Source organism: Microbacterium protaetiae (genome assembly GCF_004135285.1).
Taxonomy (GTDB): domain Bacteria; phylum Actinomycetota; class Actinomycetes; order Actinomycetales; family Microbacteriaceae; genus Microbacterium; species Microbacterium protaetiae.
In genome coordinates this window covers 455,952-480,293 of the sequence record NZ_CP035494.1, presented here as the reverse complement: position 1 = coordinate 480,293, position 24,342 = coordinate 455,952, and the positions used below count along the sequence as shown (strand labels likewise).

19 protein-coding genes are annotated in these 24,342 nt (G+C 69.3%); 8 read left to right on the top strand and 11 right to left on the bottom strand.

Features of this window, described 5'->3' with window-relative positions; all coding sequences use genetic code 11:
- Positions 1–49 precede the first annotated feature (49 nt).
- On the top strand, positions 50–721 hold the full coding sequence (locus ET475_RS02165; protein ID WP_129385593.1) for a DUF624 domain-containing protein: 672 nt from the start codon (positions 50–52) through the stop codon (positions 719–721).
- Positions 722–724: 3 nt separating this feature from the next.
- On the opposite strand, the gene ET475_RS02160 is transcribed toward ET475_RS02165, so the two are convergent.
- From ET475_RS02160 to uxaC, 3 genes are read right to left on the bottom strand one after another with little or no spacing between them, the layout of a single operon-like run.
- Positions 725–2,647, bottom strand: coding sequence for an alpha-glucuronidase (locus tag ET475_RS02160; RefSeq protein WP_129385591.1), 1,923 nt, complete (start codon positions 2,645–2,647; stop codon positions 725–727).
- 4 nt (positions 2,648–2,651) lie between these two features.
- The gene (manD, locus tag ET475_RS02155) at positions 2,652–3,884 is read right to left on the bottom strand and encodes a D-mannonate dehydratase ManD (RefSeq protein ID WP_129385589.1); all 1,233 of its coding nucleotides are present in this window, start codon (positions 3,882–3,884) and stop codon (positions 2,652–2,654) included.
- Positions 3,881–5,347, bottom strand: coding sequence for a glucuronate isomerase (uxaC, locus tag ET475_RS02150; protein ID WP_129385587.1), 1,467 nt, complete (start codon positions 5,345–5,347; stop codon positions 3,881–3,883). Before uxaC ends, manD begins: the two co-directional genes overlap by 4 nt.
- Positions 5,348–5,459: 112 nt before the next feature.
- On the opposite strand from uxaC, the gene ET475_RS02145 reads away from it, so the two are divergent.
- Both ET475_RS02145 and ET475_RS02140 read left to right on the top strand, forming a co-directional pair.
- Complete coding sequence (locus tag ET475_RS02145; protein ID WP_165310683.1) at positions 5,460–6,431, top strand: LacI family DNA-binding transcriptional regulator; 972 nt, start codon at positions 5,460–5,462, stop codon at positions 6,429–6,431.
- Between the two features lie 40 nt (positions 6,432–6,471).
- The gene (locus ET475_RS02140; protein WP_129385583.1) at positions 6,472–8,064 is read left to right on the top strand and encodes a glycoside hydrolase family 43 protein; all 1,593 of its coding nucleotides are present in this window, start codon (positions 6,472–6,474) and stop codon (positions 8,062–8,064) included.
- A 107-nt stretch (positions 8,065–8,171) separates the two neighbouring features.
- Here the strand turns inward: ET475_RS02140 and ET475_RS02135 are convergent, their stop codons facing one another.
- From ET475_RS02135 to ET475_RS02110, 6 genes are all read right to left on the bottom strand, one after another.
- Entirely contained in the window at positions 8,172–8,975 is an 804-nt protein-coding gene (locus ET475_RS02135; protein ID WP_129385581.1) for an HpcH/HpaI aldolase family protein, read from the bottom strand.
- Positions 8,960–9,745, bottom strand: a complete 786-nt coding sequence (hpaH, locus tag ET475_RS02130; RefSeq protein ID WP_129385579.1) for a 2-oxo-hept-4-ene-1,7-dioate hydratase — start codon at positions 9,743–9,745, stop codon at positions 8,960–8,962. Before hpaH ends, ET475_RS02135 begins: the two co-directional genes overlap by 16 nt.
- A 19-nt stretch (positions 9,746–9,764) precedes the next feature.
- On the bottom strand, positions 9,765–10,928 hold the full coding sequence (hpaD, locus tag ET475_RS02125) for a 3,4-dihydroxyphenylacetate 2,3-dioxygenase (RefSeq protein ID WP_129385577.1): 1,164 nt from the start codon (positions 10,926–10,928) through the stop codon (positions 9,765–9,767).
- 118 nt (positions 10,929–11,046) lie between these two features.
- Positions 11,047–12,606: a 5-carboxymethyl-2-hydroxymuconate semialdehyde dehydrogenase gene (gene hpaE / locus ET475_RS02120; protein WP_129385575.1), complete on the bottom strand. Its 1,560-nt coding sequence runs from the start codon at positions 12,604–12,606 to the stop codon at positions 11,047–11,049.
- Positions 12,607–12,617: 11 nt separating this feature from the next.
- Entirely contained in the window at positions 12,618–13,286 is a 669-nt protein-coding gene (locus tag ET475_RS02115; protein WP_129385573.1) for a GntR family transcriptional regulator, read from the bottom strand.
- The gene (locus ET475_RS02110) at positions 13,283–14,788 is read right to left on the bottom strand and encodes a fumarylacetoacetate hydrolase family protein (protein WP_129385571.1); all 1,506 of its coding nucleotides are present in this window, start codon (positions 14,786–14,788) and stop codon (positions 13,283–13,285) included. The genes ET475_RS02115 and ET475_RS02110 overlap by 4 nt, the downstream gene beginning before the upstream one ends.
- Positions 14,789–15,224: 436 nt before the next feature.
- Between ET475_RS02110 and ET475_RS02105 the strand changes: the two genes are divergently transcribed.
- Positions 15,225–16,649 (top strand): MFS transporter, encoded by a 1,425-nt coding sequence (locus ET475_RS02105; protein ID WP_129385569.1) that lies wholly within the window; start codon positions 15,225–15,227, stop codon positions 16,647–16,649.
- Between the two features lie 116 nt (positions 16,650–16,765).
- On the opposite strand, the gene ET475_RS02100 is transcribed toward ET475_RS02105, so the two are convergent.
- On the bottom strand, positions 16,766–17,476 hold the full coding sequence (locus ET475_RS02100) for an IclR family transcriptional regulator (RefSeq protein ID WP_129385567.1): 711 nt from the start codon (positions 17,474–17,476) through the stop codon (positions 16,766–16,768).
- A 119-nt stretch (positions 17,477–17,595) separates the two neighbouring features.
- Here ET475_RS02100 and ET475_RS02095 point away from each other — a divergent pair, with 119 nt between their 5' ends.
- The 3 genes from ET475_RS02095 to ET475_RS02085 all read left to right on the top strand — a co-directional run bounded on the left by ET475_RS02095 (position 17,596) and on the right by ET475_RS02085 (position 22,197).
- Complete coding sequence (locus ET475_RS02095) at positions 17,596–19,482, top strand: FAD-dependent monooxygenase (protein WP_129385564.1); 1,887 nt, start codon at positions 17,596–17,598, stop codon at positions 19,480–19,482.
- 568 nt (positions 19,483–20,050) lie between these two features.
- Positions 20,051–21,190, top strand: coding sequence for an alanine racemase (gene alr / locus ET475_RS02090; protein ID WP_242497825.1), 1,140 nt, complete (start codon positions 20,051–20,053; stop codon positions 21,188–21,190).
- Entirely contained in the window at positions 21,187–22,197 is a 1,011-nt protein-coding gene (locus tag ET475_RS02085) for a D-alanine--D-alanine ligase family protein (protein WP_165310681.1), read from the top strand. Before alr ends, ET475_RS02085 begins: the two co-directional genes overlap by 4 nt.
- A 128-nt stretch (positions 22,198–22,325) precedes the next feature.
- Here ET475_RS02085 and ET475_RS02080 read toward each other — a convergent pair whose 3' ends face one another.
- Positions 22,326–23,024 carry a TetR/AcrR family transcriptional regulator gene (locus ET475_RS02080; RefSeq protein WP_129385558.1) on the bottom strand — a complete coding sequence of 233 codons (699 nt, stop codon included), beginning with the start codon at positions 23,022–23,024 and terminating at the stop codon, positions 22,326–22,328.
- An 87-nt stretch (positions 23,025–23,111) separates the two neighbouring features.
- Here ET475_RS02080 and ET475_RS02075 point away from each other — a divergent pair, with 87 nt between their 5' ends.
- A complete protein-coding gene (locus ET475_RS02075) occupies positions 23,112–24,284 on the top strand; it encodes an FAD-dependent monooxygenase (RefSeq protein WP_129385556.1) in 1,173 nt (390 codons plus the stop codon).
- Positions 24,285–24,342: the final 58 nt, after the last annotated feature.

Here is a 24,342-nt window from a genome sequence, read left to right as displayed (position 1 = left end):
GTCGTGCCTCCCCCCGGCGCGACCGGACCCGGACATCCCGGAGAAGACGATGAGCCAGAGCAGAAGCATCCTGACCGAATCGAACGCGTTCACCCGCGTGACCGGAGGCGTCTATCGCTATCTGGTGGTCGAAGTCGCCTTCGTGCTCGCCGGGCTCCCCGGCATCGCCGGGATCGTGCTGCTCGAGCCGACCGCCGGCAACGTGCCCCTGTACGTGCTGTGCCTGATTCCGGTGCTCCCTGCATTTTCGGCGGCCGTCTCTGCATCGCGCCCGACCGCCGAGCTGACTCCGTGGCGCCGCTACTGGCAGTGCTGGCGAGCCAATGTGCGCGACGTGCTGCTGGTGACCTCTCCGGCGCTGGTGGCCTTGGCGGTGCTCGTCTTCAATGTCGCCTTCGGCGCCATCGCCGGCACCTTCTTTGTCGTGGCCGCTCTGGTGCTGGCCGTCGCTGTCGTGCTGTGGTGCGTGAACGCGGTGCTGATAGCGTCGCTGTTCCGTTTTCGCACCCGTGACACGGCGCGGCTGGCGGCGTATTACCTCATCGCCAAGCCCCTGGCGACCATCGGCACTATCTGCCTTCTGGTCATCGCTGCCGCAGTGGTCGCGACGATGACCGCGTGGGCGCTGCTGGCGGCCGCATCGGTGCTTGCCGGTCTGGTGCGCGCCGGCGCGCGGCCGATCATCGCCGATGTCGAGGCGCGGTTCATCGCGACGTCCTGACCCTCAGCGGTAGGTGCGCCCCTGATCGTCGGGCACGCCCGACATGCGTGCGAAGTACGTCGTGATCTGGTCACGCCACTCGATGGCCGACTGCAACTGTGCGGCGAAGCGCTCGCGACCGCGCTCGAACACGGCGGGATCGATCCGCCCCGCCAGACCCTCCCACGTCTGCATCGCCTGGCGCACCCGCTCGACCCCATCGAAGTGGCTGTCGTAGATGTGCTGGATGACGGTCTTTCCGCTGTGCAGACGGTGCGTGTACGGCACGTGGTGAAAGAACAGCAACAGCTCGTCGGGGACCGTCTCGAGAGTCTCGTACGTGCTGCGCCACGGCTCGGGATATTGTGCGGCGAAGCCGGTGCCGGTCGCCGCGGTGCGGTCCACGCCCACACCGTCGCGGTCGGCGAAGTGGTAGGTACCCCACGGCGAGTACTCATAGCCGTCGACACTGGGGCCGTCGTGCGTGCCGGGGGTGACCATGAATCCCACGCCCAGGGGCGCGGTGTAGGCCTCATAGGCAGCCCACGACCCGTCGAGGATGGCGTGGATGCCGCTGCGCACGATCGGATCGTCGCCGAAGGTCAGCGGCACCCACTCGTCGAGGATCGCCGCCGGATCCAGCCGCGGATTCCAGGCGAGCCGGCCGTAAGCGTACAGATTCGCCTGGGCGAGGGGATGCCCCGTCCAGAACGGGTCGTCGCCCACGTTCGCGACCGCCGCCATGCCGCCGCCCAGTCCTTCGGCCAGGGCGGAGCCGGTCTGGCCGTGCGGGCGGAAGGAAAGGATCTCGGCCCATTGCGGGCCCAGATACACCGCATGACGCTGCTGCCCGGTGTACTCCTGCGTGATCTGCAGTTCGAGCCCCAGCCGCGTGTGCGGCATCCCGAACAGCACCGGCGAGACCGGTTCGCGTGCCTGAAAATCCATCGGACCGTATTTGATCTGCACGATCACGTTGTCGTCGAAGCGACCGTCGAGGGGGGTGAAGTGGTCGAAGGCGGCACGGGCGCGGTCGGTGGTGCGGTCGCGCCAGTCCTGCCGATGGTTGTAGACGAAGGCGCGCCAGTGCACCAGCCCGTCGTGCGATGCGAGCGCGCGCGCGAGCATATTCGCGCCATCGGCGTGGTCGCGACCGTACGCGAAGGGGCCGGGCTGGCCCTCAGAGTCGGCCTTGACGAGGTAGCCGCCGAAGTCGGGAATCTGCTCGTACACGCGCGTGGTGGTCGCCCGCCACCACTCCTGCACGCGGTCATCGAGGGGGTCGGCGGTGTCGAGATCGCCGAGCATGAGTGGCGTGGCGAACGACACCGACAGGTGCAGGCGAATGCCCCAGCGCCGGAACACGGCGGCGATCCGGGCGATACCGGGCAGATCGTCGGTGAGCAGGTGCACTTCGCGCTCGTGCACGTTGACGTTGTTGACCGCGATGCGGTTGATCCCGATCGAGGCGAGGGCGCGGGCATAACGGTCGACGCGGGAGAGGTCTTCGCGCAGCAGCCCGTCGTCGAAGAACAGTGAGACACCCGCGTAGCCGCGTTCGACCTGCCCCATCACCGGATGCACGGCGACGTTGTCCCAGTGATCGATCATGCGCAGCGCGTGCGCCGGTGCGCAGGTTCGCCGCCCGGCGCCGGCGAACACGGCAGCGCCCTGGCGCACGATCTCGAACCAGGCGTACAGGGCGCCCGCGGCATCCGCGTATTCGGCGGTGACGTTGCCGTCGCCGACCGCGAGCACGAAGGAGTCGGGGGTGGATGCCGCACCCGGCCGGATGACGACGTCGCCATCCTCTGCCGGGTGCATGCCGGCCGCCGTGGCCTCGGCGCGGACGGTCTGCAGCAGGGGATGCTCGCCCTCGACGCGGATGCTGCGGCCGCGCAGGTGTGCGGTGGCGGCGGCGGGCAACCAGAGCGGATGCGGGGTCATGACCTCACCATTCGTGTGCGGTTCCGTCGGCCAGACGGGCGGCGGGCAGATACGCGGGCGCGTAGGGAAAGCCGGCGGCGGCTTCGTCGTCGTAGTCGACGCCCAAGCCCGGGGCGTCGCCGGGATGCAGCATCCCGTCGTCGAAGGTGTACGAGGTGCGGAACACCTCGCCGACCCGGGGGTCGTGCTGCATGTACTCCTGCATGCCGAAGTTGTGGATCGCCAGATCGAGATGCAGCGCGGCGGCCATGCCCACCGGCGAGATGTCGGTGGGGCCGTGGCTGCCCGACTTCACCTGGTACATCGCGGCGAACTCGAAGATGCGCTTGAGGTGGGTGATGCCGCCGGCGTGCGTCACCGACGCGCGCACGTAGTCGATGAGCTGCTCCTGCACGAGCGTGCGGAAATCCCACACCGTGTTGAGCACTTCGCCGATCGCCAGCGGTGTGGTGGTGTGCTCGCGCACCAGGCGCAGCGCCTCGGGATTGTCGACGGGCGTGACGTCTTCGAGCCAGAACAGATCGTAGGGCTCGAGCGAGGCGCCCAATCGTGCGGCCTGGATCGGCGTGAGCCGGTGGTGCGCGTCGTGCAGGAACATCGGCCCGGCGCCGAACTCGCCCCGCATCTGTTCGAAAACGTGCGGCAGATAAGAGAGGTACGCGCGGGCGTCCCACCCCTGCTCGACCGACAGCCCCGCGCGGGTGGCGGGCTCGTACGCGTAGCGCTCGCCGCGGCGGGCACCCTTCTGCACGCCGTAGCCGGCCGCCATGCCCGGCACCGCCACCTGCAGCCGGATCGCCCGGAAGCCCTCCTGCTGGCGTTGGCGCACGGCCTCGGCCAGTGCGTCGAGGTCGTTGCCGGCCGCGTGCGCGTAGCAGAGCACACCGTCGCGCGACGCGCCGCCGAGCAGCTGGTACACGGGCATGCCGGCGATGCGCCCGGTGATGTCCCACAGGGCCATGTCGACGGCGGCGATGGCGCTCATGGTCACCGGTCCTCGCCGCCAGTATGCCGAGCGGTACAGGAACTGCCAGGTGTCCTCGATGCGCAGGGCGTCGCGGCCGATCATCAGTGCGGCGACGTGCTCGCGCAGATACGCCACCACGGCCAGCTCGCGCCCGTTCAGGGTGGCATCTCCCAGGCCGACCACACCGTCGTCGGTGGTGATGCGCACGGTGACGAAGTTGCGGCTGGGTGCGCTCACGAGCACCTCGAACGACCGGATACGGGTGCTCATGCTGTCACCTGCGTGCCGGCCGGCGCCGGGTAGGCGTCGCGGGCGAGGGTGTAGGCGAGGGCGACGGCGGTGTCAGTGGCCTCGTCGAGGTCGAGACGGTGCTCGGCGACGAGGCGTGCGAGGAACGAGGCATCGGCCCGGCGGGCGAGGTCGTGCCGTGCGGGGATCGAGCAGAACGCCCGGGTGTCGTCGACGAATCCGCTCGTGTTGCCGAAGCCGGCCGTCTCGGTGACCGCAGCACGGAACCGCGCCATCGCCTCGGGGGCATCGAGGAACCACCAGGGCGCGCCCAGCCGCAGTGCCGGATACGCGCCGGCCAGCGGGGCGAGTTCGCGCGAGTACGCCGTCTCGTCGACGGTGAACACCACGAGGTGAAAATCCGGATGGTGTCCGAATTCTTCGAGCACCGGCCGCAACGCGCGGGTGAACGAGGTCTGCACGGGGATGTCGAAGCCGATGTCGTGGCCGTGGCGCGCCGCCGAGGGACGGTCATGATCGCGCAGCACGCCGGTGTGCAGCTGCATGACCAGGCCGTCGTCGGCCGACATGAGCGCCATCTGGAACAGCATGTGCGCGGTGAAGGCGCGGGCATCGGCGTCGGGCAGCGGTGCCTGCCGGGCACGGGCGAACAGCGCCCGCGCGTCGAGCTCGGCCAAGGGGGTGGTGTCGGGGGAGAGATGCCCGTGATCGGTGGCGCGGGCGCCGGCGGCGATGAAGGCGCGCCGTCGCGCGCGCAGCGCGTCGAGGTATCCGTCGTAGCTGCCCGTGTCGAGACCGGTCAGCGCGCCCAGCCGGTCGAGTTCGTCGCGCCAGCCGCTGCGCCCGGCCTCCAGCAGCGCATCGGGGCGGAATGTCGGCACGACGCTGTCGCCCCATCCGTCCGCGCGCAGGCGCGCATGGGCCTCGAGAGTGTCGGTGGCGGCATCGGTGGTCGCCAGAAGTTCGATGCCGAAGCGCTCGAAGAGGGCGCGCGGCCGATATTCGGGCTGGGCGAGGCGGTCGCTCAGGTGGTCGAACAGCAGATCGGCCGTGGCGGGCGAGGGGGCCACCGGAGCGCCGAAGACCTCGACCAGCACGTGTTCGAGCCACAGCCGGCTGGGGGTTCCGCGCAGGGCGGGCCAGCCCGCGCAGAACCGGCGCCAGATGGTGCGCGGGTCGGTCTCGACCGGGCCGGTGCCCATGCCCAGATCGGCGGCCGAGCGCACCCCGGCGTCGCGGATCGGTCCGGGCGCGGTGGCCTGTGACACCAGCATCCGCACGATGTAATGGTCGGGGGCGACCAGCAGGGTGGCGGGATCGGTGAAGGCGGCGTCGTCGGCCAGCACAGCGGCATCCACGTGTCCGTGCATCGAGACGATCGGCAGCGAGGCGGTCGCATCGAGAATGCGGCGCGCCAGCGCACGCATCCCCGGCTCAGCGGGAAGGACGCGGTCGGGGTGCAATCGCCACGCTGCGGCATCCATCGGTCTTCTCCTTCGAATGTAAACGTTGTTATCCTAGTATCCACGGGGATGCGCGCCGATGCGAAGTGCGGCGGGCAGACCGCTTCGCACCGATCTGAGGCAGGCACCGCTGATGACCACAGTTCACGACGTCGCCGCACTCAGCGGCGTGTCCATCGCGACGGTCTCGCGCACGCTGCGCGCCCCGCACCGGGTGTCAGAGGGCACGCGCGAGCGGGTGCTGGCCGCCGTGCGCGAACTCGACTACCGGCCCAACCGTGCCGCCATCAATCTGCGCGGCGGGCGCACCGGTGCCATCGCGCTGGTGGTCCCCGATATCGCGAACCCGTACTTCGCGGCCCTGACCAAGGGCGCGCAAGCGGCCGCCCGTGCCCGCGGCTTCGGGCTGGTGGTCGTTGACACCACCGAAGATGCCGGCGTCGAGCGCGATGAGGTCGCCTCGCTGCGATCAGAGATCGACGGGATGATCCTGGTTTCGTCGCGCCTCGACGACGGCGAACTCGAGCAGATAGCCTCGTGGGCCCGCTGCGTGCTCATCAACCGCAGTCTTCCCGGGGTGCCCAGCGTGACACTCGACGAGGTCGCCGCCGCGCGCGCGGCAATCGACCACCTCGCCGGTCTCGGCCATCGCCGCATCGCATATGTCGGTGGGCCGACGAGGTCGTGGAGCGAGGCGCGCCGTTGGCGCGCGCTGCGGGATGCCGCGGACGATGCCCACGTGTCGGTGCAGCGGATCGGCGGCCACACCCCCGACGCGCGCGGTGGCCGCGACGCGGCGGGCGCGGCGCTCGCGCAGCAGGCGAGCGCGGTCATCGCCTACAACGACCTCGTCGCGCTGGGACTGCTGGCCGGATGGGCCGAAGCGGGCGTGCGGGTGCCGCGTGATATGAGTCTTCTCGGCTTCGACGACACGTTCGTCGCCGAGCTGTCGTCGCCGCCCCTGACCAGCGTCGGCGCCGACCTCGGTGCGGTCGGTGAGGCTGCCGTGGCGCTGTTGCTCGCCCGCATCGACGGCGAGACGACACAGCCGGTGTCATCGCCGATGACGCTCTCGGTGCGCTCATCGACGGCTCCGGTGGACTGACGGATGCGCCGAGTGCGAGCTGAACCGAAGGAGCCCGTGCGTGACTGACGCCGCGCCGAACGGCGCCACGACCGGGGGAGCGCTGTTCGTGAGTGATGCCGCGCCGAACGCCGCCACGACCGGCCGCTATCGCAATCCGGTGCTGCCCGGCTGCCATCCCGACCCCAGTATCTGCCGGGCCGGTGACACCTTCTACCTTGTCACCTCGTCGTTCGAGTACCTGCCCGGGCTGCCGGTGCACCGCTCGACCAACCTCGTCGACTGGGAGCCGATCGGGCACGTCATCCATCGGCCCGGGCAGCTCGGGCTGCGCGGCATCCCCTCCTCCAAGGGGCTGTACGCGCCCACGATCCGGTATCACGACGGTCTGTTCTACGTGACGTGCACGGTGGTCGCCCCGCCCGACGGATCGTGGACTGGGCGCACCGGACATTTCCTGGCGACCGCACGCGACCCGGCGGGCCCGTGGTCGCAGCCGCTGTGGTTCGACCAGCTGCCGGGGATCGATCCGTCGCTGACCTTCGACGGCGATCGGGTGTGGCTGTGCGGCAACCGGGTGGCCCAGCCGGGGCTGTGGCCAGGCCAGGCCGATATCTGGCTGGTCGAACTCGACCCTGCCTCGTTCGCGCCGATCGGCGACCTGCACTGGATCTGGCGTGGCGCCCTCGACGGCGCCGGATACGCGGAAGGGCCGCACATCATCGCGCATCCCGACGGCGGGTGGATGCTGCTCGCGGCCGAGGGCGGCACGAACCGCGACCACAGCGTGTGCGTGGCCTATGCCGAGGCGATCACAGGCCCATACCGCGGCGACCCGGGCAACCCGCGGCTGACCCATCGCGACCTGGGTGATCGGTCCCCGATCGCCGACGTCGGGCATGCCGACCTCGTCGAGGATGCCACGGGGCGATGGTGGGCGACGGTGCTGGGCGTGCAGACGATCGGCGACGGCAACGGGCTGCTGGGGCGCCAGACGCACCTGGTGCCGGTGGAATGGGAGCGGGCTCGTCCGCTGTTCGCTCCGGGAACCGGGCGGGTGCAGCCGGTGGTCGACGCCGCGGGAGTGCCCGATCAGGCGGCGTGGCCCGACGAGATCCGCGACGACTTCGATGCACCCGCGCTCGATCGCGCGTGGAACGGGGTGGGGCGCTTTCCGGCCGAGTTCGCCGACACGACGGCGCGCCCGGGATTCGTGCGGCTTGCGGCATCCCGCACCGAACCCACCGACGTGGGGACTCTCGCGTTCCTCGGGCGGCGCCTGCCCGCGCACCGCACGCGGGTGTCGGCCCGCATCGATCTCGACGGCGAGGTGCGCGGCGGGCTGCTGCTGCGCACCTCTGAGGCGGCGGTGCTCGAGGCATCGGTCGATGCCGGCGGCGCCGCGCGGGTCGTCGTGGGTGGTCGCGTCGTCGCCGGCGCGGAGGGGCTGCCGACGCGGGGATGCGAGGTCGTGATCGACGTCGACGGTCTGAGCGCTGCCGTGCGCGTCGGCGAGGTGGAGCTGGGCCGCGTGGACGTGTCGGCGCTGGCCACCGGCGGCACGAGCATGTTCGTGGGCACGTGGACGGGCCCCTTCGCGGTGGGCACCGGCCATGTCGACGTCGCCGAAGTCACCCTGCGCACGCGCCCCTGACTCCCGCCCTGGGAAATTCCATATGGAATTTCCCAGACCACATCAATCTGCCGGAAATTTCATGTGGAGGGGGAAATTCCATATGGAATTTCCCCGGCGGGGGAGGGTCAGTAGGAGGCGCGCTCGGCGCGACCGGAGGTGGGGATGAAGCGGGCAGCGAGGGCCTCCGAGGCCCGGGCGAGCAGGGCCACATCCGCGCCGACGGCGATGAAGTCTGCACCCTGCGCGACGTAAGCATCGGCAGCGGCCGGGTCGAAAGCGTTCACGCCGACCTTCTTGCCCGCCGCGTGCACCGCCGCGAAGGTGCGGTGCACGGCATCCACCACTTCGGGGTGCGTCTGCTGCCCGAGGTACCCGAGCGACGCGGCCAGGTCCGACGGACCCACGAAGACCTGATCGACGCCGTCGACGGCGGCGATCTCGGCCGCGGCATCCACCCCCGCGCCATTTTCGATCTGCACCGTCAGCGACACGTGCGATGACCCGTCACCGAGGTACCCGTCGACGCGGTTCCAGCGCGCACTGCGCGCCAGCGCACTGCCCACGCCGCGCACGCCCTCGGGCGGGTAGCGGGTCGCGGCCACCGCAGCCCGTGCCTCGTCGCCCGAGCCCACCATCGGCACGATGATGTTCTGCGCGCCCAGATCGAGCACCTGCTTGATGGCCACGGTGTCGTTCGAGGCCACGCGCACGAGCGGCGTGATCGGGTATGCGGCCACCACCTGCAGCTGCACGAGCACCGATTCGAGCGAGTTCGGGCCGTGCTCCATGTCGATCAGCAACCAGTCCAGGCCCGAGCCGGCATCGACCTCGGCCATCAGCGGACTTCCCGAACACGCCCACATGCCCACGAGAGGGCGGGATGCCGCAGCCAGTGCGTCGCGGAAGGTCGATGTCAGGCGAAGCGACATGTGAGGGTCCCCATCTTTCCGTAGTCGCACAGCACGCTGTCGCCGCGCTGCACCCACATCGGCCGGGTGAACGATCCGGCCAGGATGATCTCGCCGGCCTCCAGCCGGGCCCCGTGCTGGTGGAACTTGTTCGCCAGCCACGCGACACCGGTCGCCGGGTGGTTCAAGACGCCCGCGGCCACGCCGGTCTCTTCGATCTGCTCGTTGCGGTAGAGCATCGCCGCCACCCAGCGCAGGTCGATCTGATCGGGTCGCATCGGGATGCCGCCTATCACCATCGCGCCATAGGCGGCGTTGTCGCTGATCGTGTCGACGATCGTGCGGCCCTCCAACTCGATGTGCGAGTTGAGCACCTCGAGCGCCGGGGTGACGTACTCGGTAGCGCGCAGCACGTCGAACAGTGTGCAGTGCGGCCCCTCGAGAGGTCGGTTGAGCACGAACGCGAGCTCGACCTCGATGCGCACATTCGAGAACCGGTCGTACTCGATCACGGCACCGGTGTCGTAGACGGTGTCATCGAACATCACGCCGTAGTCGGGTTCGCTGATGCCGGTGGCCTGTTGCATGGCCTTCGACGTCAGCCCGATCTTGCGGCCGACCAGGCGTCGGCCCGAGGCGAGCATGGTGTCGCGCCAGACACCCTGAATCGCATAGGAGTCCTCGATCGTGGCGTCGGGAAACCGCGCGGTGATGCGCGGGATGACGCTCTTGGTGCGGTCGGCCTCGGCCAGTTCGTCGGCGAGCTGCGCGATGACTTCGGGATCCAGCATCCTGTTTCCTCTCGTGCTTCTACAGCTGGTGGCCGAGCTTGTACTCGCCCTGCTTCCACTCCGGCATGCTGCCTTCGTCGGCCGCGCGGGTGTACGAGAAGCCGTCGGCGCCGATCGTAGCCTCCAACTCGCTGGCCTGCTCGCGGGCGATCACCGGCTGCGGGTTGCCGTCCAGATCCAGCACGAGCGACGCGTCGGTGTACCACGACGGCACGACCGGGTTACCCCACCAGTCGCGGCGCTGGTTGTCGTGCACGTCCCAGGTGACCACGGGGTTGTCGGGGTCGCCGGTGTAGTAGTCCTGCGTGTAGATCTCCACGCGGTGCCCGTCGGGGTCGCGCAGGTACAGGTAGAACGCGTTGGAGACGCCGTGGCGTCCGGGACCGCGTTCGATGCAGTCCGACAGTCGCAGTGCGCCGAGCTTGTCGCAGATGGCGAGGATGTTGTGCTTCTCGTGCGTCGAGAACGCTATGTGGTGCATGCGTGGGCCGTCGCCGCCGGTCATCGCGGTGTCGTGCACGGTGGGCTTGCGGCGCATCCACGCCGCGTACACGGTGCCGGACTCGTCTTGGATGTCTTCCGTGACGCGGAAGCCGAGGTCTTGCATGTACTTGGTCGCGCGCGGCACGTCGGGGGTGACCTGGTTGAAGTGGTCGAGGCGCACCAGGGCGCCCGGGGTGTACAGGTCGTACCGCCACGCGAGTCGCTCGACGTGGTCGACGTCGTGGAAGAACTCGTACGGGAACCCGAGCGGGTCGGTCACGCGCACGGAGTCGCCGATGCCCTTGACCCAGCCCTCGGCGCGGCGCTCGACGCGGCATCCCAGCTCTTCGAAGAAGGCGACGGCCCGATCGAGGTCTTCGGGCGTGCGCACGCGGTAGCTGAAGGCGGCCACGGCGGCGACGGGGCCCTGGCGCAGCACGAGGTTGTGGTGGATGAACTCCTCGAGCGAGCGCAAGTAGACGGCGTTCTCGTCTTCTTCGGTCACCGTCAGGCCCAGCACGTCGACGTAGAAGTCGCGCGAGCGCTTCAGGTCGGTGACAACCAGCTCCATGTATGCGCAGCGCAGGATGTCGGGGGCCGGTGCCTGCGGGGTGGGAGTGGGGTTCTCGCACGCGATCGGAGCCTCTTGCGAGACGTAGAAGCCCGATGAGGTGAGGGTCATGTCTTTGCGGTCGGTCATGTCAGCGTCCTTGCTTTATGTTGGTCGTTGAGCGAGCGAAGCGAGTCGAAACGCCCGTCAGTGCCGTTTCGACTCGGGCGTTCGGCCCTCGCTCAACGACCGGGGTGGGTGGGGTGGTTCAGCGCGGGTCGGGGTCGTCGAGGTCGACCTCGGTGTGGTGTTCCTGGGTGCCGAACGTGGGGTTGTGCACCTTGCCGAGCGTGATGTGCACGGCCTGCTGCTCGGTGTAGAAGTCGATCGAGCGGTACCCGCCCTCGTGACCGAGGCCCGACGCCTTCACGCCGCCGAACGGCGTGCGCAGGTCGCGCACGTTGTTCGAGTTCAGCCAGACCATGCCGGCATCGATCGCCTGTGCGAAGTTGTGTGCGCGCTTGAGATCGTTCGTCCACACATAGGCGGCCAGGCCGTATTTCACGCCGTTGGCCAGTTCGAGTGCTTCTTCGTCGGTGTCGAACGGGGTGATCGCCACGACCGGGCCGAAGATCTCCTCCTGGAAGATGCGGGCGTCGGGTGCGACATCGGCGAAGACGGTGGGGGCGACGAAGTTGCCCTCGGGGAAGCCCTTCGGGCGGCCGCCGCCGGCCACCAGGCGGGCCTCCTGCTTTCCGATCGCGATGTAACTCATCACCTTGTCGTAGTGTTCGGGGTGCACGAGGGCGCCCACCTCGGTGTCAGGATCATGCGGGTAGCCGACCTTCACGCGCTTCGTCTGCGCAGCGTAGCGCTCGACGAACTCGTTGTAGATGGAGCGGTGGACCAGGATGCGGCTGCCCGCCGTGCAGCGCTCGCCGTTGAGTGAGAACACCCCGAAGATCGTCGCGTCGATCGCGGCGTCGAGGTCGGCGTCGGCGAACACGACTGCCGGCGACTTGCCGCCCAGCTCCATCGACAGGCCCTTGAGGAAGGGTGCGGCGTTGCCGAAGATGATCTGGCCGGTGCGGCTCTCACCGGTGAACGAGATCAGCGGCACGTCGGGGTGCTTGACCAGCGAGTCGCCGGCGAAGCCCTCTTCGCCGAACCCGTTGACGAGGTTGAACACTCCCTTGGGCAGGCCGGCCTCTTCGAAGATGCCCGGCCACAGCGACGCCGACAGCGGGGTGAACTCGGCGGGCTTGAGCACGACCGTGTTGCCGGTGGCAAGCGCCGGCCCCAGCTTCCACGACTCGAGCATGAACGGGGTGTTCCACGGCGTGATCAGGCCCGCGACGCCGATCGGCTTGCGGTTGACATAGTTGATCTGGCGACCGGGCACCTTGAACGTGTCATCGGACTGGGCGACGATCAGATCGGCGAAGAAGCGGAAGTTCTCGGCCGCGCGCCGGGCCTGGCCCAGCGCCTGGGTGATCGGCAGGCCCGAGTCGAACGACTCGAGCTCGGCCAGGCGGGCGTCGCGCGACTCGACGATGTCGGCGATGCGGTGCAGCACGCGCGAGCGCTCGCGCGGCAGCATCCGCGGCCAGGGGCCCTCATCGAACGCCTTCTTGGCGGCGGCGACGGCCCGATCGATGTCGGCCTTCTTACCGGAGGCCGCCTGCATGTAGGTCTGGTTCGAGACCGGGTCGAGCACGTCGAAGGTGTCGCCGTCGAGCGAGTCGACAGCTTCGCCGTCGATGTAGTGCTGGATGCGGGTGGGCAGGTCGGCGGGAACGTGCCGGGTGCTCAGAGCAGTGTCGGTCATGGAGTCCTCCATCAGTGGTGGGAGTCGGGATGGCGCGCCGCGAGGAACTCATCGAGGGTGCGCAGACGGTGGTTACGTGCGGCCAGTTCGATCTCGAGAGGATCCGCACCGGATTCGATGAGAGCGACGATGCCTTCGTGCTCTTGGACGGAGTGCGCGGCACGGTCGGGGATGAACGTGAAGGTCGAGTCGCGCACGCTCGGCAGGCGCCGCCAGCCGCGGTGCACGAGGTCGAGAAGGTGGGGGTTCGGGCACCGCTCGAACAGGATCGTGTGGAACTGCTGATTCAGCCGGGTGAACTCGTGCGGGTCGAAGTGCGCGACCAGTTCGCGCATCCGCTCGTTGACGCGTCGCGCCTGGGCCAGGTCGCCGGCTTCGAGAAGGGGAGCGGCCATCGAGATCGCCGAGCCCTCGACGAGGCTGAGCACCTGCATCGTGTACACGTACTCGGTCTCGTCGGCCACCGCGACCCGGGCACCGACGTTGCGCTCGAACGTCACGTAGCCCTCTGCCTCGAGGCGCCGGATCGCCTCGCGCACCGGCACGACGCTCATGTCGAGCTCGTCGGCGATGGTTCCCAGAACCAGTCGGTAGCCGGGGGAGTACTGGTGCCCGATGATGCGTTCGTGGATGAACGCGTACGCGCGCTCGGACTTGCTCTCGGTGAGGGTCTCGCTCATCGGCCGTTCTCCTGTGCGTAGCGGGCGGCCCACTGTGCGTTCATGGGGAAGAGCCCCTCGATGCGGTTCCCTTCGGCAACCCTCTCGGCGATCCAAGCGTCCTTGTCCTCTTGGGCGAGGGTCGCGTCGACGACCTCCTCGACCAGGGGCGGCGGAATGACGATCACGCCGTCTCTGTCGCCGACGATCACATCGCCGGGCTGCACGGCCGCGCCACCGCATCCGATCGTGATGTCGTGGTCCCACGCGACGTGTCGGCGGCCCAGGACGGCCGGGTGCGCACCCTTGGAGAAGACCGGGATGCCGACGGCCGAGACCGCGTCGAAGTCGCGCACAGCACCGTCGGTGACGATGCCGGCCGCCCCCGCGGCGTGCGCGCGGATGGCCAAGATGTCGCCGAGTGTGCCGGCGGTGGCATCACCTCGGGCTTCGATGACGATGACCTCGCCGTTGCGCACGGCGTCGAACGCCTGCTTCTGCGGGTTGTAACCGCCGCCGTGGCTGGTGAAGAGGTCTTCGCGGCCGGGCACGAAGCGCAGCGTTTTGGCGGTGCCGATGAGCTTGGCGTCGGGATGCATCGGCTGCACGCCGTCGATGAGCACATTGTTCAGCCCACGCTTGCGCAGCTGGGCGGAAAGGCCCGCGACGGGCGCCTTCTCGAGCTTGGCGCGCAGCTCGGGAGTCAGGGCGAAGGCGGGTTCAAGGCCGGCGGCCTCGCGCGTGCCCCAGGCATCTTCGCGCTGCTTGTCATCGACGGCAGGAAGCGAGCCGAGCGCGGCGTCGAAGCCGTGCTCGCCCTGGACGACGGTGGTTCGCAGGCGCCCCGAGCTCGGCGCGCCGGGCGCGGTCGGGGCATCCACTTCGATCTCGACGACGTCGCCGGCGACGACCACCGACGATCCGGCCGGCGTTCCGGTGAGGATCACATCGCCGGGCTCGAGAGTGAAGTGCTGCGACAGATCGGCGACGAACTGCGCGAGCGGAAAGATGAGGCCGGCGCTGGTGTCGTCTTGCACCAGGGCGCCGTTCACCCAGGTGCGCAGGCGCAGGGTCGCCGGGTCGACCGAGGTTGCGTCGATGAGCTGGGCGCCGATCGGGGTGTAACCGTCGCGGCCCTTGGAGCGGACGTTGGAGCCCTTGTCGGCGGCACGCAGGTCGTACACGCCGAAGTCGTTGGCGGCGGTGACCCAGCCGACATGACTCCACGCGGTCTCGAGGCTCACGCGGCGAGCGGGCGTGCCGATGACCAGGGCTATCTCACCCTCGAAGGCGAGCAGCTCGGTGTCGGCGGGCCGCTCGATCGTGCTGCCGGTGGCGGCGACCGAGCTCGACGGCTTGAAGAAGTACGAGGGGGATGCCGGGCGGCGGCCGCGCTGGTCGGCACGCGATGCGTAGCTGAGGTGGACCGCGATGATCTTGCCGGGGCGACCCGGCAGGCCCGCGAAGCGCGGGTCAGCGGATTTGGTGGCCGCGGCATCCGTCGTCGTGCTGTCAGTGCTCATGAGCTCCCTCGCCCTAGTGTTGTATCTGAAATCGTATATGATCGCGGCGGCGGTCGCAAGGGTCCGAATAATTCCACCGTCCCGAATTGTCGCTTCGCGGGCCGTCGGCGACGATTCGGGACGGAGAATCGCTCGGCATCCCAGACGTGCTGTCTCGAATCGTCGCATCACGACCGAGAAGCGACGATTCGGGCCCGCATCGCCTCCGACTCCCGAACACCGCGGCTGGCGGCCCGGCCGCATGGTCGCGGCACCGAGACGGGGAGGCCACATCGTTCCATGCACGCGAAACATTCCGTGCACGCGAAACATTCCCATGCATGCGAAACGGCGCGCCCTTGCGTTGTATCTGAAATCGTATATTATCTAGAGACCGTGGGCTGCTCACTCAGACGCCCATAGGACAAAGCAGTCCAACGAGACACAGGAGTCATCTATGAGCACGTCCGAACCAGGCGGCGCTGCGGGCCTGACGCCGACCGGAACCATCGCCTCGCCGAAGGATCGTCGTCGCGTCGTCTTCGCGACCGTGGTGGGCACTACGGTCGAGTGGTACGACTTCTTCATCTACGCCTTCGCGGCGGCCACCGTGTTCGCGGCGCTCTTCTTCGAGCCCATGGGCAAGGACTTCGCCCAGATCGTGTCGTTCTTCAGCGTGGGTGTGAGCTTCCTGTTCCGCCCGCTCGGCGCGTTCCTGGCAGGGCACTTCGGAGACAAGATCGGTCGCCGGCCGATGCTGGTGATCACCCTGCTGCTGATGGGCGCGGCGACGACCCTCGTCGGCGTGCTGCCCACGCACGCGGCCATCGGGGTGTGGGCGCCGATCCTGCTGATCTTCCTGCGTGTCGTGCAGGGCATCTCGGCCGGTGGCGAGTGGGGCGGGGCGGTGCTGATGGCCGTCGAACACGCACCGAAGAAGAAGCGCGGACTGTTCGGGGCATCGCCGCAGATCGGTGTGCCGATCGGTCTGCTGCTGGCATCGATGGTGCTGGCCGTGGTCGAGGCCATCTTCCCCGGCGTTCCCGCCGGCTCCGACATCCCGCTTCAGGACACGGCCTTCGGCCAGTGGGGCTGGCGCATCCCGTTCCTGCTGTCGATCGTGCTGATCGGCGTCGGGTACTGGGTGCGGCGTCGGGTCGAAGAGAGCCCGGTGTTCGAAGAGATCGCCGAGCGCAAGGCCGAGACGCGCATGCCGATCGTGCAGCTGCTGCGTCACCACCTGTTACTGGTGATCGTGGCGGCACTGGTGTTCGCCGGCAACAACGCGGTCGGCTACATGACCACCGGCGGCTACGTGCAGCACTACGCGACGGCCGCCGACGGACCCATCGCCCTCGACCCGGGCCCCGTGTTCTGGGTGGTCGCGATCTCGGGTGTCAGCTGGCTGTTCTTCACGTGGTTCGCAGGCTGGCTCTCTGACAAGCTCGGTCGACGCAACACCTACATCCTGGGGTGGATCGTGCAGTTGGTCGGTGTGTTCCTGCTGTTCCCACTGACCAACATCGGCACGCTCGTCTCGCTCGCCGCGGCGCTCGTGATTCTGACAATTGGCCTCGGGTTCACGTATGGCCCGCAAGCGGCGCTGTACTCGGAGCTGTTCCCCGCGTCGATTCGGTTCTCCGGTGTGTCGATCTCGTATGCGATCGGTGCCATTCTGGGCGGCGCGTTCTCGCCGATGATCGCGCAGGCGATCTTCCAGGCCACCGGATCCACCGATGGCATCACCTGGTATCTGGCGGGCATGACGCTGGTCGGACTTGTCGCGACGCTGCTGCTGCGCGACCGCAGCGGTATCCCGCTCGGGCCTGAGAACGAGGTCGAGCAGGCCAAGAGCCCGATTTACGGTTTGACAAAAGTCTGACGCGGCATCCATCCTGCACCTGACCGTGAGAGTGCAGCCGACGAGCGACAGCGCGGGAAGTCCCGCCCCTTCCTCCGTCGGCTGCGCTCTCGTGGTTCACCCCGTCGGCGGGGCGCTCACCCGCCGAGCGCGGTGCGAATGGCCTCGGCGGCCCGCTGCAGGTGCGCGGCCAGCTCCGCGGCCGGGCGCTGATCGGCAAGTGACACCACGGCGATCGCGGCCGGCGGCCGCCCGCGCAGCGGCAGCGGCACGGCCACGGCGTGCAGGTGGGGGATCACCTCGTCGTGGCTGACCATGAAGCCGTGGGCTGCGGCATCCCGCATCTGCCGCTCGATCTGCGGCGTGATGGCGTCGGGCCACTGCGCGCGGGGGAGCAGGCTGAGCACAGCCCGCCCTGGTGCGCCGATGCCGAGCGGATGCCGCGACCCTGGCCGCTGCGCCACCGACGCGCCGGCGTGCCGCGGCTCGATGCTGACCAGCGTCACGCACTCGTCGCGTTCGAGCACGACCAGAAAGCACGTGAGTCCGACCTCGTTGGCCACCGTCGTCAGCTCGGGCAGGGCCTCGGTCTGCAGGTCACGGGCGACTCCGGCCGCCAGTGCCGCCAGGCGTGCCCCCAGCGCGATGCGCCCGGAGTCGTTGCGCGAGACCAGGCCATGCTGCTCGAGCGTGCGCACGAGCCGATACGCCACCGACCTGTGCACCTCGAGGCGCCGGGCCACCTCGTCGATCGCAAGGGGCTCGGCGGCATCGCTGAGGATCTCCAAGACGCGGATGCCGCGGCTCAGAGTCTGCGACGCGGGGGCGTCGTTCGTCGTCTCGGGCACGTGCCCTCCTCTTGCTCAGCACCGTCGGTTCGTATACGATCGTGTTCAATAGTAGAGTGTCGCGTTCTAATATAGAACACTGAAGTCTTGCGCGACACCCTCGACGCCGAGGAGAATCCATGCAGTTCCACCACAACGGTTACGTGTCCGGCGAGCCCCGCGTACTGCCCGCCGCAGGGACCGGAATCGATCGTCCCGCCGATCTGCCCGACGAGGTCGACGTGCTCATCGTGGGATCGGGCCCGGCGGGGATGCTGCTGGCCGCGCAGATGTCGCAGTTCCCGACCATCACGACCCGCATGATCGAGCGTCGCGATGGACGGCTCGCGCTCGGTCAGGCAGACGGCATCCAGCCGCGCAGCGTCGAGACGTTCCAAGCGTTCGGGTTCGCGCCGCACATCATCAGCGAGGCCTACAACATCGGCTGGATGAACTACTGGACGCCCGACCCGCGGCATCCTGACAACATCATCCGAACGACGCGGCAGGCCGACTATGCGAACGACATCGGCGAGTTTCCGCACCTGATCGTCAACCAGGCGCGGGTGCTGGACTACTTCGCCGAGGCCGCGCTGCGCGGACCGGCCCGGATCACCCCCGACTACGGCATCGAGTTCCTCGATCTGACCGTGCACGAGACCGGTGAGTACCCCGTCGAGGTGCGCGTGCGGTACGTCGCGGGGCCTCGCGCGGGGGAAGAGCGTACGATCCGCGCGAAGTACGTCGGCGGCGCAGACGGCGCGCGCAGCCGGGTGCGCGAATCGATCGGCCGCAAGCACATCGGCAATTTCTCCGCGCACGCGTGGGGCGTGATGGATGTCACGGTGGAGACGGACTTTCCCGACTGGCGCACGAAGTGCGCGATAAATTCCGAGGCGGGCAACATTCTGCACATCCCCCGGGAGGGTGGGTACCTCTGCCGGGTGTACGTCGATCTCGGCGAGGTTCCCGAGGGCGACCACCACAAGGTGCGCGAAACGCCGCTGGAGAAGACAGTCGAGAAGGCCAATGAGATCCTGCATCCCTACACCCTCAAGGTGAAGCAGGCCGCCTGGTACAGCGTGTACGAGGTCGGGCATCGGGTCACCGACAAGTTCGACGATGTCGACGTCGACGCCGATCACGCCCCGCACGTCTTCCTCATGGGCGACGCGTGCCACACCCACTCGGCCAAGGCCGGGCAGGGCATGAACGTGTCGATGCAGGACGGTTTCAACCTGGGCTGGAAGCTCGGCTCGGTGCTGACCGGGCGCAGCCCCGAGGCGCTGCTCTCGACGTACTCGGCCGAGCGGCAGCCGGTCGCCCAGCAGCTGATCGACTTCGACCGGGAGTGGTCGTCGCTCATGGCGCGCAAGCCCGAGGAGATCTCCGACCCGCATGAGCTCGCGAACTTCTACATGGCCACCAGTGAGTTCCCGTCTGGATTCATGACGCAGTACACGCCGTCGATGATCACCGGCGAGGCCACGCACCAGGAGCTGGCCACCGGCTACCCGATCGGCAAGCGCTTCAAATCTGCCGAGGTCGTGCGCGTGTGCGACGGCAACGTCGAGCACCTCGGCCACCACCACCTCGCCGACGGACGCTGGCGCATCTACGCCTTCGCCGACGCGGCCGGCCAGAACGAGGCATCCGCCCTCGCAGACTGGGCGCAGTGGGTGCAGTCCTCGCCGGAGTCGCCGGTCGTGCGCTACACGCCGGCGGGCGCGGACGAAGATGCGGTGTTCGATGTAAAGGTCGTCTACCAGCAGGACTTCGCCGATATCGACGTGCTCGCCGCTCCCGAGGTGTTCCGGCCGCGGTGCGGCCAGCTGCAGCTGATGAACTGGGAGAAGGTCTTCGCAGGCGGCTCGGGCACCGACATCTTCGCCGAGCGTGGTCTGTCGCGGGACGGCGCCGTGGTGGTGGTCCGGCCCGATCAGTACGTCGCGGCTGTGCTCCCGCTGGAAGCCACGGGCGAGCTGTCCGCCTTCTTCGCGCAGAACATGGTGGCTGCCGCGCGCTGACCGGTCGATCGTCGGCCGGCGCTCTCGCTCGCGCTCGCTGGCGGCCGTGGCCTTGGCGCGCGACCCGGCGAGACATACGCGAGCGCGCGAGACTTACCGCAACGCGCGATGTCTCGCGCGGCAGGGTGTGTTTCGGCATCCTGGCGCACGCTGGTGGCTGCGCGGCGAGACTCGCCCCGGGCGAGACTCACCCTCGCGCGCGCTGGTGGCTGCGGCCTTGCGCGCGACTCGGCGAGACGCACCTGAACGCGCGAGACTTACCGCGATGCGCGGTGTCTCGCGCGCCAGGGTGTGTTTCGGCATCCTGGCGCGCGCTGGTGGCTGCGCGGCGAGACTCGCCCCGGCGAGACTCACCTTGGCGCGCGCTGGTGGCTGCGGCCTTGGCGCGCGACTCGGCGAGACTCACCTGAGCGCGCGAGACTTACCGCAATGCGCGGTGTCTCGCGCGCCAGGGTGTGTTTCGAGTGCCGGGCGGTGTCTCGCGCGGCAGGGTGTGTTTCGAGTGCCGGTACGGACGGAATTCGGGGTGCGCAGCGTCTGAGGTATCCCCTAGCATGACGAGGTGAGGATGCTGGGGACGACGGCGCCGTCGATCCGCACAGCACCATCGACGGTGACCCTCTCGCACGACGCGGTCGCGGCGAACACGGCCCGCATGGTTTCGCTGGCCGGTGTGCCGGTGATGGGGGTCGTCAAGGCCGACGGGTTCGGGCTCGGGGCGGCGTCGATGGCGCGTGCTGTGCTGGCCGGTGGCGCGAGTGAGCTGGGCGTCGCGACGTGCGATGAGGCGCTGGCCCTGCGCGCACAGGGGATCAACGTGCCGCTGATGGCGTGGCTGCTGCACGAGGGCGCACCGGTGGCAGAGGCTCTGGCTGCCGACGTCGCGGTCTCGTGCGCGACGGCGCCGCAGGTGCGCCAGGTCGCCGCAGCGGCACGTGAGGCCGGATGCCGCGGCATAGTCGAGCTCGAGGTCGACACCGGTATGCACCGGTCGGGAGCCGCCCCGGCGGAGTGGCCCGAGCTGTTCCACGCGGCGCGCGACGCCGAGCGCGCCGGCGCACTCGTAGTGCGCGGCGTCTGGACGCACCTGGGCTCAACCACCCCCGATCCCGGAACCTTCGACGACCCGATCGCTCGTCTTGAGCGCGCGGTCGCGCTGGCGGTGGGGTGCGGACTGCGCCCCATGCGGCGGCACGCCGCCTCGTCGCTGGCGGCGGTCGTGGCGCCGCGCGCGCGGCTCGACCTCGTGCGTCTGGGCGCGTCGCTGCTGGGGATCGAACCGGTGTCCGCAGCCCCCGTCGGGCTGGCTCCCGCGGTGCGGTGGACGACGCGCATCGTGCAGACGCATGCGATCGCCGCCGGCGAGAGAGTCGGATACGGCGGCGACTATCGGGCCGAGCACGACGGCGCAGTCGCGCTGCTTCCGGTGGGGTATGCCGATGGGGTGCCCCGGTCGGTCTCGCCCGGGGCGACCGTGGTCATCGGCGGACGTCGGGCCCCGCTGATCGGCGCCGTGTCGATGGACCAGTGCGTCGTCGACATCGGCCATCTCAACGGTGTCGCCGCGGGGGACCCCGTCGTGCTCATCGGCACGCGGGCGGGTGAGCCGTCGCTCGCCGAGTGGGCGCGGCTCAGCGGCACCATCGCGCAGGAGGTGCTCACGCGGCTCGGTCCACGAGTGGCGCGTGGGGGACAGGAGGAAGCGTGAACGTTCTTGTGGTGTACGGCGGCGAGTCCGACGAGCACGACGTGTCGGTCGCCTCGGGCGAGGACGTCTTGGCGTCGCTGCGCTCATCGGGTGACATTGACGTGACCGCAGCGCTCATCGATCGCGACGGGCGCTGGCACCGCACCGGCGAGGGGACGTCTGCAGGCGCGGCCGCGCGCGACGTGCTCGACGACCTCGAGCCCGGCACCGTCATCTTCCCCGTGCTGCACGGAGGATGGGGCGAGGGAGGCGGCCTGCAGCGTGAGGTCGAGCATCGCGATCTCGGCCTGGTCGGATGCGGGTCGGATGCCGCGGCCACGGCGCTGTCGAAGCTGCAGACGCAGCGGGTATGGGCGCAGGCAGGCCTCGACGTGATCCCCACTCTCCCGGTCGCGCGCACCGAGTTCGCCGCCGACGCTGCAGCCGTCGTGCGCAGGGTGCGCCAGGCGCTGCCCGGCGACATCGTGGTCAAGCCCGACTCGGGCGGATCGAGCATCGGCGTGCATATGGTCTCGGCGGGCGATGAGCCGCTGCCGGCACTTGCCGACGTGCTGGCGCGCGATGAGACAGCACTCGTGCAGCCGCGGGTGATCGGCCGTGAGGTCAGCATTGGAGTGTGGCAGGACGCCACCGGCACGCCCCGGGCAACCGCCGCCTCGCTGCTGCAGTTGCCGGCCGATGCCGAGGCCGGTGGCTTCACCTACGCGCACAAGTACGAGGGAGCCGGGGGCGTTCTGCTCATCCCCGCCGGGCTGCCGCAGCTCGCGGCGCTGCAGCGCGCTGCGCTGCAGGCGTTCGACGCGCTGGGATGCCGCGACCTGGCTCGCGTCGACTTCTTTGTGACATCCGACGGGGCCTTCGTTCTCAACGAGATCAACACGATGCCGGGCCTGCGGCGCGCATCGCACTTTCCGCGACTCGTCGCGGCGGCCGGCATCGACTACGACACCCTCTTGCGCTCGCTGGTGGCTGCGGCCTTGGTGCGCGACTCGGCGAGACTTACCTGAGCGCGCGAGACTTGCCGCAATGCGCGGTGTCTCGCGCGGCAGGGTGTGTTTCGGCGCCCTGGCGCGCCCGGCTGCGGCGTTCAGGCAGGAACGGGCGTTCGGATCATCGCGAGCGGGCCGCGCCGCGGTCAGGCTCGGCGTGCCGCGAGGGCGGCCACTCCGTCGAGGATCCGCTCGATGCCGAACTCGAGCGCCCGTCCGCTGCCGGAAGCCGAGGACGCGAACGCCGTCGCGGTGTGGGGGTAATCAGCGCGATGCTCGTCCATGATGCGAGCGATGCCTCGGGCGAGCGCGGCTTCGGGGTCGGGCACGGCCTCTTGACGCTGGATCGACAGCACATGTGAGACGAGCAGGAAGAGCGTGTCGAGCTTCTCGGCGCCCGACAGCGGCAGGGGCGCCATCGCCGAAAGTCCCGCCTCGTACCAGCCGAGTTCGAGCGGGCCGGGCACATGCGGGCGCTGGGTGAGTTCGACGGACCATGGATGCCGCGCCGTGCGCGCGTGCACCGCTCGCGCCCAGGCTTCCAGGCCGGGACGCCACTGGTCGGGCTCGGGAAGCGAGACCGGGCCGAGACCGCGATCGAGCATGACGGCATCGAGTTCGGCGCGACCGGGGACGTACCGGTAGAGCGCCATCTTGGTGGTGCCCAGTCGTTCGGCGACGCGTTGCATCGTCACGGCGTCCAACCCGTCGACATCGGCGAGCTCGATGGCGGCGCGAGCGATCACATCCAGGCTGAAGCGAGGCTTCGGGCCCCGCTTCGTGCCGGTCGGACCCGACCAGAGCGTGGCCAAGACGGCGTCGGACGGCTCCGCTGCTGTGCTCATTTCTTCCCCGCATCCCTTATTGCGTCCATCGTACGCTATATGTATTGTGTCTCAGGGACGCAGATAGCGTGCAGGAAAGGAACGGACATGAAGGTCCTCATCTCGGGCGCCGGCATCGGCGGAGCAGCCCTCGCCCGCCTCCTCGGCCGCAACGGCTTCGACGTGACCGTGGTCGAGCGTGCGCCGGCGGTCAGACCCGGAGGTCAGGCGGTGGACTTCAAGGGACGCACGCATCACGAACTGCTCGTGCGGCTCGGCATCCTCGATGACGTCCTCGCGCAGCAGACGACCAAGACGGACTGGCGGCTCGTCGACGCGGCAGATCGGGTGAGAGCGGTGGTGCCGGGCGAGTTCATCGGCGGCGATCTCGAGATCCTGCGGGGCGATCTCGCCGGCATCCTCTACGCGCACAGCACCGACGATGCCGACTATGTGTTCGGTGACGAGATCGTGTCGCTGAGCGAGTCGGCGGGCGGGGTCGACGTCGACTTCGCGGTGCGCCCGACCGAGCGGTTCGACCTCGTGGTGGGAGCAGACGGCGTGCACTCGGCCGTGCGGCGCCTGGCGTTCGGCCCCGAGGAGATGTTCGTCCGGCCGCTGGGGTACGTCTACGCGGTGGCCGGCGGGGCCATCGACCTCGGTGATCTGCCGACGCACCGGCCGGACGGGCGTGCGGTCGCCTACGGGTACAACGTTCCCGGCAGGCTCGCGCTGGCCGGTGGGCAGAAGGCACCGAACCTCTTCGTGTTCCGTGCCGAGCCCGGCGACTACGATCGTCGCGATGTCGCATCGCAGCGGCGGCTGCTCTCAGAGGCGTTCGCCGGCGTGGGTTGGCGTGTCCCCGAAATGATCGAGGCGGCCGATGCTGCCGACGACTTCTATCTGGATGCCCTGGCCCGCACGACGATGACCGGCTTCACGCGCGGCCAGGTGGCGCTGGTCGGCGATGCCGGGTACGCGAACACGCTGGGCGGATTCGGCACCGGCCTTGCTCTGCTGGGCGCCTACACGCTGGCGGGGGAACTGACGGCGGCACACGGCGATGTCCCGGCGGCGCTGGCCGCCTACGATCGGCGCATGCGCCGGCCCACGGCCATTGCCCGCCGGGGCAGCGCGGGACCGTTCCTGGCACCGCCCTCGGCCGCCCGCATCGGCCTGCGCAACTGGACGTTCACGAATCGAACGATGCTGCGCACCACGATGTGGATGACCAACGTCTTCGCGACCGACGACGCACTGGCCGACTACCGGCTGCGGTGAGGATGTTGGGGTGCGGCTGCGTCTCGCATGAGGAGCGGGATGCCGCGGCCCCATCGGT

Coding starts and splice junctions, on each gene's coding strand:
- ET475_RS02110 (WP_129385571.1), bottom strand. CDS start 14,788: ATGAGCACTGACAGCACGACGACGGATGCCGCGGCCACCAAATCCGCT.
- hpaH (WP_129385579.1), bottom strand. CDS start 9,745: ATGCTGGATCCCGAAGTCATCGCGCAGCTCGCCGACGAACTGGCCGAG.
- hpaE (WP_129385575.1), bottom strand. CDS start 12,606: ATGACCGACACTGCTCTGAGCACCCGGCACGTTCCCGCCGACCTGCCC.
- ET475_RS02135 (WP_129385581.1), bottom strand. CDS start 8,975: ATGTCGCTTCGCCTGACATCGACCTTCCGCGACGCACTGGCTGCGGCA.
- ET475_RS02080 (WP_129385558.1), bottom strand. CDS start 23,024: ATGAGCACAGCAGCGGAGCCGTCCGACGCCGTCTTGGCCACGCTCTGG.
- uxaC (WP_129385587.1), bottom strand. CDS start 5,347: ATGGATGCCGCAGCGTGGCGATTGCACCCCGACCGCGTCCTTCCCGCT.
- manD (WP_129385589.1), bottom strand. CDS start 3,884: ATGAGCACCCGTATCCGGTCGTTCGAGGTGCTCGTGAGCGCACCCAGC.
- hpaD (WP_129385577.1), bottom strand. CDS start 10,928: ATGACCGACCGCAAAGACATGACCCTCACCTCATCGGGCTTCTACGTC.
- alr (WP_242497825.1), top strand. CDS start 20,051: ATGCTGGGGACGACGGCGCCGTCGATCCGCACAGCACCATCGACGGTG.
- ET475_RS02145 (WP_165310683.1), top strand. CDS start 5,460: ATGACCACAGTTCACGACGTCGCCGCACTCAGCGGCGTGTCCATCGCG.
- ET475_RS02105 (WP_129385569.1), top strand. CDS start 15,225: ATGAGCACGTCCGAACCAGGCGGCGCTGCGGGCCTGACGCCGACCGGA.
- ET475_RS02160 (WP_129385591.1), bottom strand. CDS start 2,647: ATGACCCCGCATCCGCTCTGGTTGCCCGCCGCCGCCACCGCACACCTG.
- ET475_RS02115 (WP_129385573.1), bottom strand. CDS start 13,286: ATGAGCGAGACCCTCACCGAGAGCAAGTCCGAGCGCGCGTACGCGTTC.
- ET475_RS02165 (WP_129385593.1), top strand. CDS start 50: ATGAGCCAGAGCAGAAGCATCCTGACCGAATCGAACGCGTTCACCCGC.
- ET475_RS02095 (WP_129385564.1), top strand. CDS start 17,596: ATGCAGTTCCACCACAACGGTTACGTGTCCGGCGAGCCCCGCGTACTG.
- ET475_RS02075 (WP_129385556.1), top strand. CDS start 23,112: ATGAAGGTCCTCATCTCGGGCGCCGGCATCGGCGGAGCAGCCCTCGCC.